Source organism: uncultured Nostoc sp. (assembly GCF_964247315.1).
Lineage (GTDB): Bacteria > Cyanobacteriota > Cyanobacteriia > Cyanobacteriales > Nostocaceae > Nostoc.
In genome coordinates this window covers 1-20,143 of record NZ_CAXTTT010000045.1, presented here as the reverse complement: position 1 = coordinate 20,143, position 20,143 = coordinate 1, and the positions used below count along the sequence as shown (strand labels likewise).

At 42.0% G+C, this 20,143-nt stretch carries 12 protein-coding genes and 2 pseudogenes; 9 read left to right on the top strand and 5 right to left on the bottom strand.

From position 1 onward, the window contains the following. Nucleotides 1–84: 84 nt before the first annotated feature. The 3 genes from gltX to ftsH2 all read left to right on the top strand — a co-directional run bounded on the left by gltX (nt 85) and on the right by ftsH2 (nt 4,683). Nucleotides 85–1,530: a glutamate--tRNA ligase gene (gene gltX, locus ACFE93_RS15165; RefSeq protein WP_375474072.1), complete on the top strand. Its 1,446-nt coding sequence runs from the start codon at nt 85–87 to the stop codon at nt 1,528–1,530. Nucleotides 1,531–1,753: 223 nt separating this feature from the next. Continuing rightward, entirely contained in the window at nt 1,754–2,248 is a 495-nt protein-coding gene (locus tag ACFE93_RS15160; protein ID WP_375474071.1) for a hypothetical protein, read from the top strand. 548 nt (nt 2,249–2,796) lie between these two features. Next, complete coding sequence (gene ftsH2 / locus ACFE93_RS15155; protein WP_375474070.1) at nt 2,797–4,683, top strand: ATP-dependent zinc metalloprotease FtsH2; 1,887 nt, start codon at nt 2,797–2,799, stop codon at nt 4,681–4,683. 153 nt (nt 4,684–4,836) lie between these two features. Here the strand turns inward: ftsH2 and rnc are convergent, their stop codons facing one another. The 4 genes and pseudogenes from rnc to ACFE93_RS15135 all read right to left on the bottom strand — a co-directional run. Continuing rightward, nucleotides 4,837–5,523 carry a ribonuclease III gene (rnc, locus tag ACFE93_RS15150; protein WP_375474069.1) on the bottom strand — a complete coding sequence of 229 codons (687 nt, stop codon included), beginning with the start codon at nt 5,521–5,523 and terminating at the stop codon, nt 4,837–4,839. 136 nt (nt 5,524–5,659) lie between these two features. Next, nucleotides 5,660–6,403 carry an NYN domain-containing protein gene (locus ACFE93_RS15145; RefSeq protein ID WP_375474068.1) on the bottom strand — a complete coding sequence of 248 codons (744 nt, stop codon included), beginning with the start codon at nt 6,401–6,403 and terminating at the stop codon, nt 5,660–5,662. 534 nt (nt 6,404–6,937) lie between these two features. Further along, entirely contained in the window at nt 6,938–7,561 is a 624-nt protein-coding gene (locus ACFE93_RS15140; RefSeq protein ID WP_375474067.1) for a hypothetical protein, read from the bottom strand. Between the two features lie 54 nt (nt 7,562–7,615). Then, a pseudogene (locus tag ACFE93_RS15135) lies at nt 7,616–8,188 on the bottom strand (Uma2 family endonuclease); the annotation flags it as partial. Between the two features lie 135 nt (nt 8,189–8,323). On the opposite strand from ACFE93_RS15135, the gene bchD reads away from it, so the two are divergent. After that, entirely contained in the window at nt 8,324–10,351 is a 2,028-nt protein-coding gene (gene bchD, locus ACFE93_RS15130; protein ID WP_375474066.1) for a magnesium chelatase ATPase subunit D, read from the top strand. A gap of 51 nt (nt 10,352–10,402) precedes the next feature. Here the strand turns inward: bchD and ACFE93_RS15125 are convergent, their stop codons facing one another. Continuing rightward, entirely contained in the window at nt 10,403–11,188 is a 786-nt protein-coding gene (locus ACFE93_RS15125) for an RNA polymerase sigma factor SigF (RefSeq protein WP_375474065.1), read from the bottom strand. A gap of 802 nt (nt 11,189–11,990) precedes the next feature. On the opposite strand from ACFE93_RS15125, the gene ACFE93_RS15120 reads away from it, so the two are divergent. From ACFE93_RS15120 to prfB, 5 genes and pseudogenes are all read left to right on the top strand, one after another. Next, nucleotides 11,991–13,304 (top strand): Fis family transcriptional regulator, encoded by a 1,314-nt coding sequence (locus ACFE93_RS15120; RefSeq protein ID WP_375474064.1) that lies wholly within the window; start codon nt 11,991–11,993, stop codon nt 13,302–13,304. A gap of 112 nt (nt 13,305–13,416) precedes the next feature. Beyond that, nucleotides 13,417–16,623: an RNaseH domain-containing protein gene (locus ACFE93_RS15115; protein ID WP_375474099.1), complete on the top strand. Its 3,207-nt coding sequence runs from the start codon at nt 13,417–13,419 to the stop codon at nt 16,621–16,623. 113 nt (nt 16,624–16,736) lie between these two features. Next, nucleotides 16,737–17,465 carry a Bax inhibitor-1 family protein gene (locus tag ACFE93_RS15110; RefSeq protein ID WP_322648731.1) on the top strand — a complete coding sequence of 243 codons (729 nt, stop codon included), beginning with the start codon at nt 16,737–16,739 and terminating at the stop codon, nt 17,463–17,465. A 131-nt stretch (nt 17,466–17,596) separates the two neighbouring features. Continuing rightward, nucleotides 17,597–18,728 (top strand): annotated as a pseudogene (locus ACFE93_RS15105) (PCRF domain-containing protein). Between the two features lie 124 nt (nt 18,729–18,852). Continuing rightward, nucleotides 18,853–19,975 (top strand): peptide chain release factor 2 gene (gene prfB / locus ACFE93_RS15100; RefSeq protein WP_375474063.1). Its coding sequence is split into 2 segments (ribosomal slippage): nt 18,853–18,924 and nt 18,926–19,975, totalling 1,122 coding nucleotides; the frame shifts between segments, so codons are not numbered across the junction. Nucleotides 19,976–20,143: the final 168 nt, after the last annotated feature.

Below are 20,143 nucleotides of genomic sequence, written 5' to 3'. Positions count from 1 at the left end.
AGAATTTTGAATTACCCGAAGAGGCTGATTCAGGGTTTAAATATAAGCTACATTTATCATGCTTTGCGAAAGAGAGAATTAACTGTGACTGTTAGAGTCCGTATTGCGCCGAGTCCAACTGGAAATTTACATATTGGTACAGCTAGAACGGCTGTATTCAACTGGTTATTTGCCCGTCATCACGGCGGGAAGTTTATACTGCGAATAGAAGATACAGATTTAGAGCGATCGCGTCCCGAATACACCGACAATATTCTTGAAGGATTGCGCTGGCTAGGACTTAACTGGGATGAAGGGCCATTTTTCCAATCCCAACGTCTGGATCTTTATAAAGAAGCAGTCCAAAAACTTCTAGATCAAGAATTAGCCTATCGCTGCTACACTACTTCCGAAGAACTAGAAGCTTTGCGAGAAGCTCAAAAAGCTAGAGGCGAAGCTCCTCGCTATGACAACCGTCACCGCAACCTCACCCCAGAACAACGCGCCGCTTTTGAAGCAGAAGGTCGCTCCTCTGTAATTCGCTTCAAAATCGAAGACGATCGCGAAATTGTCTGGAACGATTTAGTCAGGGGAAAAATGTCTTGGCGAGGTAGCGATTTGGGTGGTGATATGGTCATCGCCCGCGCCTCAGAAGAGGGTAGCGGTCAACCTTTATATAACTTTGTCGTTGTAGTGGATGACATCGATATGCAAATCACCCATGTCATTCGCGGAGAAGACCACATCGCCAACACTGCCAAGCAAATTCTGCTGTATGAAGCAATGGGTGCAAAAATTCCAGAGTTTTCTCACACGCCGCTAATTTTGAATATGGAAGGGCGCAAGCTTTCTAAGCGAGATGGTGTCACTTCCATTTCTGATTTTAAGCAAATGGGCTTTACTGCTGAAGGCTTGGTAAATTACATGACATTGCTGGGTTGGTCGCCACCAGACTCGACGCAAGAAATATTTACTTTAGAAACAGCAGCTAAAGAATTTGGTTTTGAGCGTGTAAATAAAGCAGGTGCAAAGTTTGACTGGGACAAGCTGGATTGGTTGAACAGTCAGTATATCCACAATACGCCAGTAGATAAACTCACAGATTTACTCATCCCCTTTTGGGAAGCGGCTGGATATAAATTTGATGGTGGAAGAGAACGCCCCTGGTTAGAACAGCTAGTAACTTTAATTAGCCAGAGTTTGACTCGCCTGGTAGATGGAGTAGCTCAAAGCCAACTGTTTTTTAGCGATGCAGTTGAATTTAGCGATGAAGGCAGTACACAACTGAAGCAAGAAGGTTCTACTGCTGTTCTGGAAGCGATTGTCACAGCTTTAGAAGATCAGCCGCAACTGTCAGAAGCCGCCGCCCAAGACATTATAAAACAAGTGGTGAAAGAGCAAAAAGCCAAAAAAGGCTTAGTGATGCGATCGCTCCGAGCAGCTTTAACTGGAGATGTTCATGGCCCCGACTTAATCCAATCTTGGTTACTACTAAATCAGATTGGTTTAGATAAGCCGCGCTTGAATCGAGCTATAACGGAAGCTAAGTAGCGATTATTTCCAGATTTTAGAAATATTTTAGATTTTAGGGGCGCACAAATGTGTGCCCCTATTCATAAGGTAAAGCAATTATGGAAACAGGAAATCATTAACTAATTACTAATGAATTATTCTCAATTTCACATCTAAAATAGTTAGTCAATTCTCCTCATGTTGGGAACTTGGTGTGTAAAATTCATGTCTTCAAAAACACTTAGAAGCGAACGTAATTACAATGCCTACAAAAGCGCTCAATAGAGGGATGAGATTATCGTTCATGATAGTTACGCTCTTCATCACATCGACAGTTAATGCTGCGGTTGATGCTCAGGAAGCGCCAACGATATTTGGAGATGTCACCATTAGCCCTCAGTTTTCACCAGACCCCCTGACAGTTCGCGGGATGAGTGGTGGCTCAATATCTGGGAGTCAAGTAGGTGGGAGAAGCGAAACAGCCACCGGGCCTTGTACTGGATTTGTTGATGAAACACCAGACCACACATTAGCGTTAACAAGTAAATTTGACTACCTGAAGTTGCAAGTGCAAAGTCCCGAAGACACTACCATGATTATCAAAGGGCCTGGTGGTACTTGGTGCAATGACGATTTTGATGGCAAAAATGCTGGCATTATTGGTGAATGGCTACCTGGAAGTTACCAAATTTGGGTTGGTTCCTACGAAAAAGGCAAGTATCTTCCTTACACTCTAAAAATTACAGAAGTAAAGTAGGGCATTAGGCATTACCGCAAGGCGGAAGTCAAAAGTCAAAAGTCAAAAGTCAAAAGTTTTTTATATCAAAGCTTTTGCAGGGCATTGGGCATGGGGCAAAACAGTTCCGAGTTCCGAGTTCCCAGTCCTGAGTAAAGAAGCGAGATTTCCAACTCAGCACTCAGCACTCATGACTCAGCACTCATGACTCAGCACTCTTGAGGGGCATTGGTTATTTTCCTTGTCTCCCTCATCTCTCCTACTTTCCCTAGTCATGATTGAAAGCGGCTTAAACGATACCAGCAGTATTCTGGAGAAATTCTCTTTGTCTTTGCATCCCGTTGCGCTCCCTTTTCTCGTGCGATATTGTATTAAAATTAAGTTAACTTTGATTAAGATTCTTGTTGGCATCGCCATAATGCTCTAATCGCCTTATGGCAGTGCATGTAAGAGATCAAATTAAACAAAATGGATTTATAAACATCCGTTTAACAGCTTAAAGTGACAGAGTGATCAACATTCAGTTACTAGAGCTAACGAGTTGTATAGGCATCTAGAGGCAAATTAAAATGAAATTCTCTTGGAAAGTTGTAGCACTCTGGACGTTGCCGGCTTTGGTAATTGGCTTTTTCTTCTGGCAAGGGGCGTTTGCAGGCGCTCCTGCCGACATGAGTAAGAATGCAGCCAATACTCGCATGACTTATGGTCGCTTTCTAGAATACTTGAACAGCGATCGCGTCAGCAGTGTGGATCTTTACGAAGGCGGTAGGACGGCAATTATAGAAGCCCGCGATCCAGACCTGGAAAATCGTGTCCAAAGGTGGCGTGTAGATTTGCCTGTTAACGCTCCTGAGTTAATTAGCAAGCTCAAAGAAAAAGCCATTAGTTTTGATGCTCATCCCATGCGGAATGATGGCGCAATTTGGGGATTGTTGGGCAATCTCATCTTTCCAGTTTTATTGATTACTGGGCTGTTCTTTTTGTTCCGGCGTTCTAGTAACCTCCCCGGCGGGCCAGGTCAAGCAATGAACTTCGGCAAATCCAAAGCGCGTTTCCAAATGGAGGCAAAAACCGGCGTCAAATTTGACGACGTAGCCGGGATCGAAGAAGCCAAGGAAGAACTGCAAGAAGTCGTCACCTTCCTGAAGCAGCCAGAAAGATTTACGGCTGTGGGCGCACGGATTCCCAAGGGAGTGCTATTAGTTGGGCCTCCTGGAACTGGTAAAACTTTACTAGCAAAAGCGATCGCAGGCGAAGCAGGCGTACCTTTCTTCAGCATTTCCGGTTCGGAATTTGTGGAAATGTTCGTTGGTGTGGGTGCATCCCGCGTCCGCGATTTGTTCAAGAAAGCCAAAGACAACGCCCCTTGTATCATCTTCATTGATGAAATCGACGCCGTAGGACGGCAACGGGGTGCTGGTATCGGTGGTGGTAACGACGAGAGAGAGCAAACCCTCAACCAGTTGCTCACTGAAATGGACGGGTTTGAAGGTAATACAGGCATCATTATTATTGCTGCTACCAACCGTCCCGACGTACTAGACTCAGCCTTATTGCGTCCCGGTCGCTTTGACCGCCAAGTAACAGTCGATGCACCTGATATCAAAGGGCGTTTGGAAATCTTGCAAGTCCATGCGCGGAATAAGAAATTAGACGCTAGTGTATCTTTGGATGCGATCGCTCGCCGCACTCCTGGATTCACTGGTGCTGACTTAGCCAACTTGCTCAATGAAGCAGCAATTCTCACTGCTAGAAGACGCAAAGAAGCCATCACTCTCCGCGAAATTGATGATGCAGTGGATCGGGTAGTAGCTGGGATGGAAGGCACTCCCTTGGTAGATAGCAAGAGCAAACGCTTAATTGCCTACCACGAAATCGGACACGCTTTAGTTGGGACTTTGTTAAAAGACCATGACCCAGTACAGAAAGTTACTCTGATTCCACGGGGACAAGCACAGGGTTTAACTTGGTTTACGCCCAACGAAGAACAGGGGTTAATTTCTCGTTCTCAGTTGAAAGCCAGAATTACTGGTGCTTTAGGTGGTCGCGCTGCTGAAGAGGTGATTTTTGGGGCTGCGGAAGTCACAACTGGCGCTGGTGGAGATTTGCAGCAACTATCGGGAATGGCACGACAGATGGTGACTCGTTTCGGGATGTCCGACTTAGGGCCACTGTCGTTAGAAAGCCAGCAGGGAGAAGTATTCTTGGGTCGTGACTGGACAACCCGATCTGAGTATTCTGAATCCATTGCTTCCCGCATTGATGCACAAGTTAGGGAAATTGTTGAGCAGTGCTACGACAATGCTAAAAAGATCATCCGTGACCATCGCACTGTCACCGATCGCTTAGTAGATTTGCTCATCGAAAAGGAAACCATTGATGGCGAAGAATTCCGCCAGATTGTAGCTGAGTACGCTGAAGTACCTGAGAAGCAACAGTACGTACCGCAACTGTAATAGTTGACTCGTTTTCTGAATACTATCTGGAAATGAGTAAAGTAACAAAAAGTAAAATGAGGATGGTATACGTCATCCTCATTTTTTTTGTGATTTTTTAGTATTAGGAAGATTCTAATTTTAAAATTCTCAAAATTTATAAACCCATAAACTCTACAACAAACCTTGTTTTTTCAACTTAGCTAGTGCATCTTCCGCAGCAGCTTTTTCTGCATCTTTTTTATTGCGTCCCTTGCCTTCCCCGTAAATTTTTTCATCCACCAATACTTTGGCTATGAATTCTGGCGCATGAGAAGGGCCTCCTATTTGGTCTGTGAAATATTTGGGGGGATTTGGAGTAACATTGCGTTGCACCCATTCTTGAAAACGGTTTTTTGAATCTACATTAGAACGAGGTACAATTATATGCTTAGGATCTACAGAATCAAATAGTGGTTCTATAATTGCGCGAACTGTTTCAATATTGGACTGATTATCCAAATAGTAAGCACCAAGAACTGCTTCAAAGGTACTACTGAGCAAATTAGGATTTTGGTAGCCTCCATCTCTAATTGCGCCTTTTCCTAACCGCATCCTAAAGTCTAAACCTACCTCTTCAGCAAACTTTGCCAATTGCTTTTCATCTACCAGCGCCGAACGCCGACGGGTTAATTCATCTTCTCCCATTTCTGCATGACAACCATAGAGATATTCGCCACTTAAGAAATTCAGCAAAGCATCACCAAGAAACTCTAGGCGTTCATTGTGTTCGCCTTCTCCAGGGTTTTCATGGACGTAAGAACGGTGGGTAAGCGCACGGCGTAGAAGTTTTTCATCATGGAATATTAGAAGTCTATGCATTTTTATTTTGTATTTTGTTGCAAAAATTGATTATTGGGAAACTTTTCGAGTGCTATTATCTTCAGACATGAAAAAACCGCAGGTAGCGGTATTGGTAAAACCCAGCCTTTACTTAACTGGGTTTTTAAAAGCTTTTTTAAGCAGCTAATTTGTTTGACTTAACTAAAAATAATTCCTGACCTTGCTTTTGAACTTTACCATCCCTCACAGCAGCATCAATAAACCGGCTAAAATTCTTAAATTTCTTGCCATCAGGTTCATCTATTGAGGAAACTCCCTGATACTTAGTGAATAACTGCATCATCAAGTTATTAATGTAGCCTAATTCTGTACACTTTTTTTTATCTAACGCAGTATTGATAGCTTTGACCAAGTACTCTATAGCCTCATTGTAATTAATTTTTTCATACAATGAAGTGCTTTTAAACTGAGTCTTGTTTTCAACTAACTTAGGTAAATCATCTACAAAATAGAATATATCAGCGAGATTCCTCAAGCTAAGTTTTGCACTTTTCTGACGAGCAAAAATTATCACTTTTTTACCATTTTGACGTAACCCATCAATTAAAACTTCACAGTAGCTATCTCCAGAAATAAGGATGACTATATCTGAACTGTCGCCACCACAGTCCATAACAAGTTTAAAATCTACAGCATTTCTGAATTCACGACATACATGGATACAGTCAAAATCCAGGCTTGCTAAAACTGATTTAGCTTTACTTTGTTCACACCAATTACTATAAACTTTTTGGTTGGCAATAAAGCCTAGTGAATTAGCAAATAGTAATAAATCCTTGGCTATTTTTGTGTCTGAAATATTTTGATAGTCCCAATACATTGAAACTAAATATTGTTGCAAGCTTATTTGTCGAGTCATATCTTTACCTGAGAAATTATGATTTTTGCTCGACAGCATTAAAAAATCACACATCTAGCAGTAGCAGAACTTTATACAAGGAATTTATACTCAAAAAGTACTACCTTGTGATAAAACTCTCTACCGTCGCTTTCGTTTGGTTTAAGTCTCAGCAGTAGAACTCCCAGTTTCCTAGCAAGTTTCGCGTCATACCTTCCCCTGAATATTCATCCAAACATCTGTCTTCCCATTGAAGTCTAGCCAATCATTTGACCTGACATTGGACTGAACATTCAGCCGAAGGAACAACACGAAGCTCGGCAGGAAACTAGGAATTCTGCTGCTGAGACAACACCAAAAACCTGCGCTTTAGAGTGCGGTTATTTTGCTGTCTTAAGTACATACTTTCATATCTGATGCTGCATTGTCAATATAGTTACTTATGAAGATTTCGTAAAAGCGTAGACGCGTAGTGGCTTGTCGTAATACATAGCCTGTTATCCATCAACTTTAAGCATCATCTGTGGTATTCTTTCACAACTACCATTTTTTTAATTAATAAATAATTTCGGGTTTGTTGTGCGCGATCGCACTATACAAAATACCTAAAATTTTCTTAATATCCTTAATATAATATTCACTCAAATCAATCGAAACTAGATTTCCTTCAAGCTTGATAAATTGCCAAATAGTACCGATAGTAACAGCACCATATATAGCTTTAATTTGATTATTTCCACCTCTTTCGTTAAATAACTGAGCAGCTACCATTTCAGCAATACATTGCGCTAAACCAGACCTCAAGTTCTCATTTTTACTTTCTACTAGGACAACTACCGGACTACGTACAAGCAACTGTTCCGAAGAAAGACTCAAAATAAAATCACAAAAGCCGTTTAATCCTCGTTGGCTATCAACAGTAAAATCCACCCCAGAAAAAAAGCTTATTTCATAATTGAATTTACGCCTAATTTCTAATAAAATTGGACTGATTATCATTTCACTTCGAGCTTTTTCTGAACTTATCGCTACTGCTAAATCAACATTTTCTTTAAGTATAGTAGATAATAAATCACTACATTCTTGCTCCTGCACATTTGCAAATAGTCCAGATGATTCGTGGATAATTAACCCAAAAGAATCAATAACCTCAATAAGTTTGAAATCACTATAAGCCATAAAACTTACTCTCTGATTTTATGACTGAATCTTATCTCATTGCTATAGCAAAGCTTAAAAATTCAGTTTGGGCGGAAATACCCTCACTAAATCCAGAGATAAATCCGGGAAGCAAGGAAAATTTATTAATTGATTTGATAAAATAATTCGTTTATTTGAATAGCCATGTTTACCTTGACTATTCTGATATACTTCACTGTAAACTTCCAAATAATTATCGAATAAATTGAATATCCAATAATTAGCAATACTGGTTTTAGCATAAAGAGGTATTTTCACATCTTGATCGTAACCCAAAGAAGAATCTGAAACCTCCATCACCAATAACACATCAGCAGGTTGAGGATGACCAGATAGATAATTGTCATCTCGGTTTTGAAGAATAGCAAAATCAGGTTCAGGTTCACTATTCGGTGGCAAAGCAATCGGAGCTTGAGATTGCAAGGTTGCCCTATCACCTACAATTTTTGGAAGTTCCCGCAACAAGTTTCGCAAACAAGTTTTATGGGCTGTACCTTTGGATGCCATTTCAATAATTTCCCCGTTGATTAATTCCATGTGGTCATATTCATGGAAAAAGCCCAATTCAATAAGCCTGTGGTATTCAGCTAGTGTGAAGCGTTTAGCCTAGGCAATACTCATAAATCTTTCTCCCAAGGGAAATGCGATGGTGTAACCGCCCACCAGAGACGATCGCACTTATATTCTAAATGTGTCAGAAATTGGTATGCTAAAGGCCGAGACTCGCTATGAAAGCAAACAATGCCTGCGCCTACTATCAATCCCACCATCACTGCTTTTCCCTTGACAGCCGTAATCGGTCAAGAAGCAATTAAATTAGCCTTGCTATTAGCCGCAGTCGATCCTGGTTTGGGAGGAGTTGCGATCGCAGGTCGTCGCGGTACGGCAAAATCTGTAATGGCTCGTGCTATCCACGCTTTACTACCGCCGATTGAAGTTGTCAAAGGCTCAATCAGTAATTGTGACCCCAACTACCCAGATGATTGGGACGATCAACTTTTGGCGGAGTACGCAGATAAAAATATTCAAGATGTTCCCGTCGAAATTATCCCCGCGCCTTTTTTGCAAATTCCTCTAGGTATCACAGAAGACCGACTCCTCGGTTCCGTGGATGTTGAAAAGTCGGTAAAGCAAGGTGATACTATTTTTCAGCCCGGTTTACTCGCTACAGCAAACCGAGGTGTGTTATACGTAGATGAAATTAATTTATTAGATGACCAAATATCAAATCAGCTTTTAACAGTATTATCTGAGGGACGCAACCAAATTGAACGGGAAGGGATTAGTTTTCAGCATCCGTGTAAATCTTTATTTATTGCCACCTACAATCCAGAAGAAGGCGGATTACGGGAGCATTTGCTAGATAGAATTGCGATCGCACTTTCTGCTGACGGTGTACTCGGCTTAGATCAAAGAGTAGCAGCAGTTGAAGTTGCGATCGCCTATTCTAAATCTCCCCAAGACTTCCTTCAACAGTACAACGAAGACTTAGACTCACTCAAAACTCAAATCATCTTGGCGCGGGAATGGTTGAAAGAAGTAACCATTACCCATGAACAAATTGCCTACTTAGTGGATGAGGCCATTCGCGGCGGAGTTCAGGGACATCGCGCCGAGTTATTCGCCACGCGGGTTGCCAAAGCTGCTGCGGCTTTAGAAGGACGAACAACAGTGAATGCCGAAGATTTGCGCCGTGCTGTGGAATTGGTGATTGTACCACGCGCCACAATTGTGCAGACACCACCACCCGAACAACAAGCACCACCTCCGCCTCCGCCTCCACCAGAGAATCAAGAAGAACCTCCAGACGAATCAGAAGAGGAAGAACAAGAAGAACAGGAAGAAAATCAAGAGCAAGAACCCCCCAGCATCCCGGAAGAGTTTATCTTTGATCCGGAAGGGGTAATTCTTGATGACAGCGTGCTTTACTTTACTCAAATGGCGAAGCGGCAAGGTAAATCTGGTAGTCGCAGTGTCATCTTTTCCGATGACAGGGGACGCTACATTAAGCCAATGTTGCCCAAGGGGAAAGCGCGACGCATTGCAGTAGATGCTACCTTGAGAGCTGCGGCTCCTTATCAAAAAGCACGAAGAGAAAGACAACCAGATAGAAAAGTTATTGTCGAACAGGCTGATATTCGCTCGAAACGCCTGGTACGCAAAGCAGGGGCGTTGGTAGTATTTGTGGTAGATGCTTCTGGCTCAATGGCCTTGAATCGAATGCAATCGGCTAAAGGTGCGGTGATGCAACTGTTGACAGAAGCTTATCAAAACCGCGACCAAATAGCATTAATTCCCTTCCGAGGAGAACAGGCGGAGGTGTTATTGCCGCCAACACGTTCTATTGCCTTAGCGCGTAACCGTTTGGAAAGGTTGCCCTGTGGTGGGGGTTCGCCCTTAGCGCATGGTTTAACCCAAGCTGTTCGCGTCGGCTTAAATGCTCAGATGAGTGGAGATATTGGGCAAGTTGTCCTTGTAGCAATCACCGATGGGCGAGGTAATATTCCCTTAGCGCGTTCTTTAGGTGAAGAGCTAGAACCAGGAGAAAAGCCAGATATCAAAGGAGAATTATTAGAAATTGCTGCGAGAATCCGTGCTTTGGGTATGCAACTATTAGTAATTGATACAGAAAGTAAATTTGTATCCACTGGCTTTGCTAAGGAATTATCGCAAACAGCAGGCGGTAAATATTATCATTTGCCGAAAGCGACAGACCAAGCTATTGCTGCAATGACCAAAGGTGCGATCGCTGATTTAAAATCTAGATAATTTAGTCATTAGTCATTGGTCATTGGTCATTGAATTTTTGACTCAGCACGACTACGAGCCGGTGGGCATTACCTGTGGTTGTAAATAACAAATCAAATCTTGAATTCCCTTTTGTAGATAGCGCGTTACTGTCATTGGACTAGTACCAATATTTTTAGCAGCATCCTTGCGAGAAAGTTCTTTCAAGAATACCATTTCAACTGCCATGCGAGGCTTTTCTTCCAACATATTTATTGCGCCTTGCAGTTGTTGGCGTTCTTCTTCTTGTTGCAGAAGCACATGAGAACGAGGACAAGGAAGTGCCTCACCTAAGGTTATTTGGCAATCAACATAGTTAACTGCGGTTGCATCTAAACTCAAGGGCATCCGGTTTTGAGCAGCTAACTTGGTTTCTTGCCACTCTTGTACAGATACCCGAAGTTGTTTAGCAATTTCAGCATCCTTGGGCGGGCGACCTAAAGAGATTGACAAGTCCTTGCGAATCTTTTGTCCTTCATTGTATAATTCTTGCCAACGGCGGGGAATTTTTAATAGAGTACTGCGATCGCGCAAAAAGTGCAGCATCTCACCGCGAATATATGGCACAGCAAAGGAACTAAAAGCATATCCTTGGCTAGGGTCAAAGCGCTCAATTGCCCTAATCAAACCAAAATAACCAATTTGTTCTAAATCTTCATAAGGTTCATTACATTGATGACTGAATTTATGAGCCATCTTCCGTACTAAGCCAGTATGTAACTGTACAAGTTTATTACGAAGTTTAATAGAAGGATTCTGGTGGTACAAGTGTAATAATTCTATACCATCAGTTCGTAAAGAGGACTCACTTGCTGCCATATACATTCCTTTGTTGTAACTCCTATTTCTGAGAAAATGGAGCTGCGTATATTTTCTTCTAAGCTGTCATTATTTTCGTTAGTCAAGGCAGAATAAGCCATCGTCGTTTTACTGAACTTATCAGGGGTCGAACTCCATAATTCAGTATTTGTACGCGTAATTTTGTGAACCTCTCTGTTACAGGTTATTTTTACTTTTTATATAACTGTTGAATGGTAAATAATCTTTAGCTTTTTCAACAAAAACTAGCTATTTATGCTGAAAAGTGCATGAGTGATCTAATACCTATCAGTCATACTGAGTGCAAGTGGATCGGTAATGAATTAATCACAAAATAGACTGGGCAATTTTATCTCTTAGTACGCATTGTCATTAATGGGACTTAGAAAAAAAACCAAAAAAGAACCTCAAATTTATATACAAAGAGACTTTGACATCGTTTTGTTTCATTTCTTAATACATCTGAGTTTGGCTATTTTTGAGCATTTGATGTATTTTCCCTACCCTACCTACATGGGTTTGAGACTTGTTTTTCCCTCAAAAATGTTTTAGTCCCGTTAATAAAGGTCAAAAATCCAAATTTGCAGTTGGATTGAAGAACAAAACCCAAGCTACAAAAAACAGAATCTGACTCATTTTTATGGTGATTTGTACTTAGTTGGGTATTGAGGGACATATCCGAAGATTTCCATTTAATAGTGCTAAAATGGAAACTTTGGAAACTTAGTGGAAACATAGAAACAGTTTATTGACATGCAAGTTTAGTGGGTGTCACACTTCTTGCTAAATAGCAGGATGAACAATGAAAATCACTAAACATCGACAAAAAATTCTGGATACACTTCAGCAATGGTTCAGCATTCATAAACAGGGGCCAACTTTGGAGGAGTTGTGTCTAGAACTCGGAATGCAACCGCGTCAGAAAGCAACAGTTCAGAAGTGGTTGCAGACTATGCGCGGCATCGACGTTGAATGGGATGACCATAGCGCCCGCAGCCTCCGCCTCCTTCAATCTGAATCGGAGACATCATCTTTACAGATATCTGTGACAGACACTCTGCGATATTTAGCTACTGGCGTGATGCAGTGGGAAAAATTTGAGCTAGAAAAGCGAAGTCAAGTACCAGAAGCCCTCCGTATTGGTATGTCCCGTATGTACTTAACTTCGTTACTGTGGGGAGAACAAGCCCCAGAGAACCTACCACAATTTTTTGATTGGGCGGAAACATCAATTACTTCTTGGAAACTAGCCCAAGAGATTAAATACCTTTCGCCAGATGTCAGCATTATAGAAGACGGAGTAGTTTCCGATTTCGCTAGAGAATGGCAAGTTTCGGGTAATGATGTAGTGGCGCAGGTACAAGAGTCAGTACTAAAAGATGTACTGGAATACTGTCGGGGAAATCAGCTAAACGATGCCTATCGCGCTTTTCGACAACTGATAATCACTAAACCCACTCTTCATTACTCAGAATATAGGCAACAGCTACGTTTACCCGAACTCAGACCACTACGCGAGTTATTGTCGCGGCTAGAAATCTATATCGATATGGATAAGTTAGCAGAGGGTAACATCTATCATCTGTGTCCGCGCTGCAAGTATGTGCAACGCCAACGCCCTGATGGTACTTATAGCTGCCGAAACCCTTGGTGTGAAAAACTTTGTGCAACCAAAAAACTTCAACCATTGCCACCTATTCCTAAAGAAAAAGCAGCGGATTGGAAAGCTGTTACACCAGGCGTACATTTGTACGGCACACTGCCAGGAATTTGGGAAATTCAACTTAAAGAAGAACTGACAAAGTTGGGTTTGCGCGTTACTCTCTGGCCTTTTATAGATGAATTTGACTTACTCGTAGAGTTTCCGCGCCAAGTTCGCTGGGCAATTGATCTCAAAGATTGGGCATCTGTAGATGAGGAACGTTTGCAAAAGGTGCAGTATCGGCGTGATGCAACGGAAACCTTTGTAGTTTTTCCAGATGAACGTGAAGACTCTTTGCGGATAAGAGTTGTGCGCGAACAACTAGAACCAAAACTTGAGGGGGTACGCTTACGCCTATTTAGCGAAATCATTACTCAAGCCCAAGCAATTTTAGGGAAGAAAAATAATGCGTGATATTGTTAGCTGGCGCAAGGATCTGTGCAAGAAACTCCGCAACTCAGATGAATTAAAAGAGTATGTAGCATCTAGTTTAGTTAACGCAAATGCTAAGGTACATCAGCGATAAATTAAGCGTCTTGCCCAACTCATTGCTGATGTGGAATTGGGATTAACTTTACTTCAGGAAGTAGCACCAGAAGAACCCGCAACTTCTGTGGAAGCTTTGCTGAAAGGATATCGCTTTCCAGTTGAACAACTACAAAGCGATCGCAACTGGCAGATTATACAAAATGCTCGTTTCTATCTGATTCAGCGCAAAGGTAGGCAGTGGTTGCGAGTGCTTCAAGAGTATATCAACTTACCTGAAATTATTAGAATCTATAGCCTTGAAGATGCAAGGGATGTTCCTCAACTTATTCCATCCAGTATCTACCCAAATCGTTTAGAGGAGATATATCGCCCAACTTTATTAAAAACCCCACAGCATAGACAACGAAAAGTCAACTTAGTAACTGAGGGACGGTGGTATGCCAAGATTTCCCAAAAGGGTAACTCTCCTATTGATATTCCCAAGGAAGTTGCTAATATAGCACCCTCATCTGTGGTATCCCTTCATCGCACACGGACTCAGCAGAATCCACCGTGTAGTGTCACCCGTGAAGAATTAATACTAGCTGCCCAAGAAATGGACGATAAATTGTCCCAGTTTGGGCAACAAGAAAATTATCGTAACCGTTTGGAAAATATTCTCTTCCAACTCTACGATGCTGAATCCAATAATTTCCATCAAGGTAATCAGCTGAATTTTGAAGGGTTGATCCACATTGTTGGACTTTTGAATGTGGGCAAGTCTACCCTGTTGGAAATTCTGATTTACCTCTTGGCTAAACAAGGATATCGCTGTGGGTTGATGGTGAATGATGTAGCTACAGCTGTGCGCCTTGCTTCTTTGTTTTGCCACAAATTAGAAATTCCTGCTGCACCAGTGTTAGGTAGTAACCGCCAAGAACAATTGACAAAAGTTTATGAACCAATTCTCAAAAGTGAGGGAAAGGAAGTTACTAAGGGAGGGATGCACCCTGCATGGCGTTGGTTTAGTCCAGTCTGCCCACTTTTAGCTTTAGTGCAATCAGAAGAGAAGTGGGAATTTGGCAATGAACCGTGTCACAAGCTTTATCAAAAAGTTCCTGTAGCTGAGAATGATGATTCTGATGATGAAGACTTGCAAGAAAGCGATTATAAACAATACACTTGTCCCTTTTATTACAAATGTCCACTGTCAGTTCGACGCTGGCTGACTCAACCTCTGAAATATGTACCTTATCCAGGCGTGAAAGCTCACATCGGTGATAACCGTCGGTGGTTAGATGGCCAACGCCAACCCTTTTGCTTTATTCCACTGATGATGAACCGTTATGGAAAGGAAGTGAAATGGTCTCAAGCTATCAGCAATCTTTTTTCTCTCAATGACTCTCAACTTCCTGACGCAAATAATTTTGTTTCTAACCCAAATCACAACTGGTCAGGTATCAACACAATTTCTAGCGGTATCCAAGCCGCGATCGCCTACACTTCTAAATTAGGAGATCCACCGTGCTTAGGTGGTGTCAGTCCACAGGATTTAGCTAGTCTAGATAAAGCTATTGAAGCACGTCTTCCTGTTCAGAGAGTGGGTGAGGCTGAGAGGGTGACAGGTAATGTTTTTATTTTCTGGCCTTTAGAGAAACCCAAAAAGAAAATTGTTCCTCTGCTTGCTGACGAAGAAAACCAATCTAATAAACCTAAAAAAGCCAAGAAATCTGACGACCCAAATCATTCACACACCCCAATGCTGCGACCAAAACTAGCAGCATCGGCGGTATTTCGTGAAGCTGAAAATCCTCTTCGCACCATACTTATTTTGTGGGAAACTCCACAATGTCGTGATGCACTGATTGCTGAAATTTGCCAATTACTGTATTTATCACCCACAAAAGTAGAAAACATCTATCAAGGTTCCCACGGTTCGCTGTGCATCAAGACTCAACACGTTGGCGACCTCACACAAGACCTAGAAATTAAAAACTTCTCTGAAGTTAAGAAAACTTATCAACAGCAACGCCCTGATTTATTAGCAGAACGCATTAACAAGATTACTGCATTTCTACCCCAAACCCAAGAACTAAGCGGGGCTTTAATCGAAATTAGACCTAAACTGTTCAGATCAGAAGCCGATCCTAAACTGGCATGGCGAATTGGGGCAATGAAAGCAGGCTATCTCAATCAACACATTCACCGAATAACCACTAAAGCCGACCCGGAAAAGCTGAAAAAATCTGGTTTAGAACCAGTGAAACGAGCGGTATCAGACTTACTAAGGCAATTTGGAATTTTACCTGATACTCCTTTAATTAATCCTAAAAAAGATGAGATTGATCCTGATGTTTGGTTAACGTGCTTTTATGTCCTGCGCCGCACTCGCAAAACAAATGCTGAAAATATTCCCAAAACTGTTGTTTTGATGATTAGAGTTAATCCACTAACAGCAAAAGTAGAGTTAACAACACCTAATTTATTTAATGAACAAGGTTGGGTATCATATCCTGTTGGACTTGCACATCTTTCTAATGAAGACTGGGATTCTAACTCGAATGATGAAAGTAATGAAGAACTTGATGATGAACAAAAGCGCAAGGAGCAAACAAAAGAACAAAAATTAATTAATAAATTTGTTGCTGAATGTTTGCAAGATTGCTTAAATACTTCAATTACTGATAAAAAATCCCCACGTGTGCTATTTATGGCAGAGGCACAAAATGCGCGCAAAATGCTGAACTGGCTACAAAACAAAAATCTAGTAACTAATGACCCACTACAAGCTCTAAAACAGTACCTTTCACCAGAAGAAATCAATCACCTGTGGATTGTGCGCTTACGAGTTGCAGAGAATGGTGAAGTACCAGTTGCTATTGTTAAAGATTCTCCTGGTAGTCGAACCAGTGGTGTTTATCGATGGCAGAATGTATGTGATGATGGGGAGCGATCGCTCTACCTGAGCGTTAGAAAACCTTTAAATACTGAAAAGCACATATTACGCACATGGCAGTCTCGTCTTGACAATGGCAGCAGGCAAGCTGGAAAAGCCAGAATCTTAGAAATAGCCTTGATTCATCACCCAGAAATCAAGGGTGACAAGCTAGCTCATTTTGTCCACTCTCTCAGAAGTCGCTGGCCTTATTTTGCAAATGACGTTGTTCTACCGTTGCCTTTTCCCTTTGCAATCAGCGCTAAAGAGTATGCTATCAGTACTAAAGATCCTGTGCAATCCTCAGAGACTGACGATTCTAATTTTTAACAACAAAGCCACCCTTCAAATTTTGCAACACTATTTAATCCTTGGCTGTTAACCCCAAAGATTGGTAAGAATAGGAATAAGCAGAACGTTTTCCTAAAAAACAGTTTTTCAATATGAGCAATACCAGTAATTTTCGTGAAGCTATTCGTGAGGCTAAATCTCACGCCCTCGTTGGCCCAAACGTGATTGCCAACGCCCTCCCTTACGTCGGAGGTGGATTGGTGCTAACGGCATTAGGAACCTACGGCGGTTTGGGAGTTATCCGTACTAATCCCGGAATATTCTTTCCCACCTTCATTGGTGCGGTGATTGTGGAGTTAATTTTGTTCTTTGTTGCTCAAAATGTTGCCCAAAAAGGTAATAAGGGACTTGCACTACCTCTGTTGGCAACCTATAGCCTCTTGTCTGGATATACTCTCAGCGGCTTAGTGTATGTTGCTTTGAGATCCCAAGGTGTTGGTATTCAAGGCATTGGCTTGGCTGCCCTTGGTTGTGGTGTCACCTTTATTGCTGCCCGTCAAATAGGTTCAAATCTCTCTGAACAAGACGGCATGGCTTTAACGAAAACCATCAATCTTGGTGTCATTGCCTTGGTGGTTGTGTGCCTTGCCCAATTCGGGTTTGCCATGTTTGGTGTTTACACGCCAAATTGGTTAGAAATTGCCATCTCCGGTTTGGGGGTGTTTCTGTTTGTTGGCGTTTCTGTCGTCGATTTTTACATCTTGCCCCGCACTTACAGTGACGATCAATATCTACCTGCTGCTTTGTCGATGTACCTCACTTACATCAATTTGTTTGTCTTTATCTTGCGGTTGCTAATTGCCATAAATGGCCGCGATTAATTGTCTGTAGGGGCTAACAAAAGTCAAGTTTTATAAAGAAAAAACCGTGGTTAAATTTTCAGCAACCACGGTTTTTTCATCGTTTTAATAGTATAATATGTAGATAAGTTCAGCCTAAAGTGAGCAAAACTATGCTAGAACTCTCAAATATCAAAATCGAAGTAGAAAGGTTGTCTAATATCTTGACCAAGGCTGAAGACTGTCTTTGACCTGCAAGAACTTAGTGCAAGAATCGAGGACTTGAATCAATTAATTTCTCAACCTACTTTCTGGAATAATTCTGTCACTTTCTATCAGAAATTTCAAGAAATTGAAGATATCAAGGCTAAAAAGAAACAATATCAGCGATCGCACTTCCTTCTAGAAGATATCAAGGCTGCACTAGAACTACTAGAATTATCTGCTGATGAGGAATTATTGCAAGAGGCACAAACCAACCTTACCCAACTCCAGCAAGAACTTGAAATAGTAGAAATACAACAATTACTGTCCAGTCCCTGCGACCAAAAGGGGGCATTCTTGGCAATTACGGCTGAGGTTGGAGGTATAGATGCCCAAGACTGGGCAGCTATGTTATTGCGGCTATACCATCGTTGGGCAGTAAATCATAATCATAAAGTGTATATAGTGGAATCAGAGGGTGATTTAGGAGAGGTCAAACATACCACCCTATAAATTACAGGGCGTTATGCTTATGGCTGACTAAAATCGGAACAAGGAACTCATGCAAGAATAGAGCGAATTTCTCCTGTTCATGGCAATGGCAGACGGCATACCTGCCTAGCCAGTGTAGAAGTCAGCCCTATTTTAGATGAGTCTATTGATTTTGAGATTCCAGAGAAGCATTTAGAAATTACTTTGCCCCGGCATCGGGGGAATGTTAACCGCCCAGAAACATGGGTGCGGTTGTTTCACATTCCTACTGGGATTAGTGTATTTTGTAATCAAGAGCGCAGTCCGATGCGAAACAAAGAGAAAGCCTTAGCTATTCTCAAGAGTAAACTGTTTGCGATCGCACTAACCCAAAATGTCCAGCAAATTGACCAAATTCAACCCCGGCAGATAAAATCTTTATCCAACAAGCTCATCCGGGAATATATCTTGCATCCTTACACTAAGGTGAAAGATTTACGTACCAATGTAGAAACACCTGCTGCGGCAGCGGTCTTAAAAGGTGAAATTGATTTGTTTATCAAAGCCTATCTGCAACAACAAAATCAAACCACTTCTCTTACCAAAGAAGTGCTTGATAATTCCAAGTAATTTTTGTAACTTACCAAGTGGTGCAGAGAGAATTTCCCCAACTACGGCTAAAATTAATAAATACAAGTAGAATAAAGAGCAATTTTTCAATTTAAAGCGCTCTATCTATCATTCAGCAAGCACTATGGAAGTTTTAGAACTCAAACGCGAAATCGAAACGTTGTCTAGCCGCCTGGGTAAAACCCAGGACTATCTTTGACGTACCTGCACTGACAGCCAAAATTCAAGACCTCGAAAAAATATCAGCACAGCCAGAATTCTGGAATGACCAAACCCAGGCCCAACAAACGCTGCAAGAACTCAACGACCTGAAAGCTCACCTCCAACAATACGATCGCTGGCACGCCAATTTGGAAGATACTAAGGCCGTTGTTGAGTTGTTGGAGTTAGAAACCGATGAGGCACTACTCCAAGAAGCAGAATCTACCATCACTAAACTGAATCGTGACCTGGATCAGTGGGAGTTACAACAGTTACTTTCTGGGCCCTATGATGCGGAAGGTGCTGTACTGACGATTAGTGCTGGTGCTGGTGGCACAGATGCTCAAGACTGGGCATTTATGCTGATGCGGATGTACACCCGTTGGGGCGAAGCTCACGGCTACAAGGTAACTTTAGCTGAAGAGTCGGAGGGTGATGAAGCCGGAATAAAATCGGCAACCCTAGAAATAACTGGTCGCTATGCTTATGGTTACTTGCGTTCAGAAATGGGTACACATCGCTTAGTGCGAATTTCACCTTTTAATGCTAACGGTAAGCGACAAACCAGTTTTGCAGGGGTGGAAGTGATGCCGCAGATTGATAACTCTGTGCAATTGGATATTCCAGACAAAGATTTGGAAATCACCACAACTCGCTCTGGTGGTAAAGGTGGGCAAAATGTCAACAAAGTAGAAACTGCGGTACGGATTGTTCACCTTCCCACGGGTCTGGCTGTGCGCTGTACAGAAGAGCGATCGCAATTGCAAAATAAAGAGAAAGCCCTAAATCGCCTCAAAGCAAAGCTGTTAGTCATAGCTAAGGAGCAACGTGCCCAAGAAATTGCCGAAATTCGTGGCGATATGGTGGAAGCCTCCTGGGGCAACCAAATCCGTAACTATGTGTTTCACCCTTACCAAATGGTGAAAGACTTACGTACAAACACGGAAACAACAGCCATTGGTGATATAATGAATGGCGAACTTGATACATTCATCCAAGCTTATCTGCGCCAAGAAAATAAACTAGTAGAAAACACTCCGGCATAATTGCGAGCTAGCAATAGATACTAAGTAGTTTTTTCCCTATCAGGGACTTCCAGTGAAAAAACATCTTATAGTAGGGGCGGACAGCTAGCAGTGCGCCCCGACTAATGTAACATGTTTTTTAGATTAACGCAAAAGCAAATCACCCCCAATAAACGACGCGTTTTAATA

What these genes read in the sequence shown, in the direction of transcription:
- ACFE93_RS15160 (WP_375474071.1), top strand. Translation starts at nt 1,754, where the DNA reads ATGCCTACAAAAGCGCTCAATAGAGGGATGAGATTATCGTTCATGATA.
- ftsH2 (WP_375474070.1), top strand. Translation starts at nt 2,797, where the DNA reads ATGAAATTCTCTTGGAAAGTTGTAGCACTCTGGACGTTGCCGGCTTTG.
- rnc (WP_375474069.1), bottom strand. Translation starts at nt 5,523, where the DNA reads ATGCATAGACTTCTAATATTCCATGATGAAAAACTTCTACGCCGTGCG.
- ACFE93_RS15145 (WP_375474068.1), bottom strand. Translation starts at nt 6,403, where the DNA reads ATGACTCGACAAATAAGCTTGCAACAATATTTAGTTTCAATGTATTGG.
- ACFE93_RS15140 (WP_375474067.1), bottom strand. Translation starts at nt 7,561, where the DNA reads ATGGCTTATAGTGATTTCAAACTTATTGAGGTTATTGATTCTTTTGGG.
- bchD (WP_375474066.1), top strand. Translation starts at nt 8,324, where the DNA reads ATGCCTGCGCCTACTATCAATCCCACCATCACTGCTTTTCCCTTGACA.
- ACFE93_RS15125 (WP_375474065.1), bottom strand. Translation starts at nt 11,188, where the DNA reads ATGGCAGCAAGTGAGTCCTCTTTACGAACTGATGGTATAGAATTATTA.
- ACFE93_RS15120 (WP_375474064.1), top strand. Translation starts at nt 11,991, where the DNA reads ATGAAAATCACTAAACATCGACAAAAAATTCTGGATACACTTCAGCAA.
- ACFE93_RS15110 (WP_322648731.1), top strand. Translation starts at nt 16,737, where the DNA reads ATGAGCAATACCAGTAATTTTCGTGAAGCTATTCGTGAGGCTAAATCT.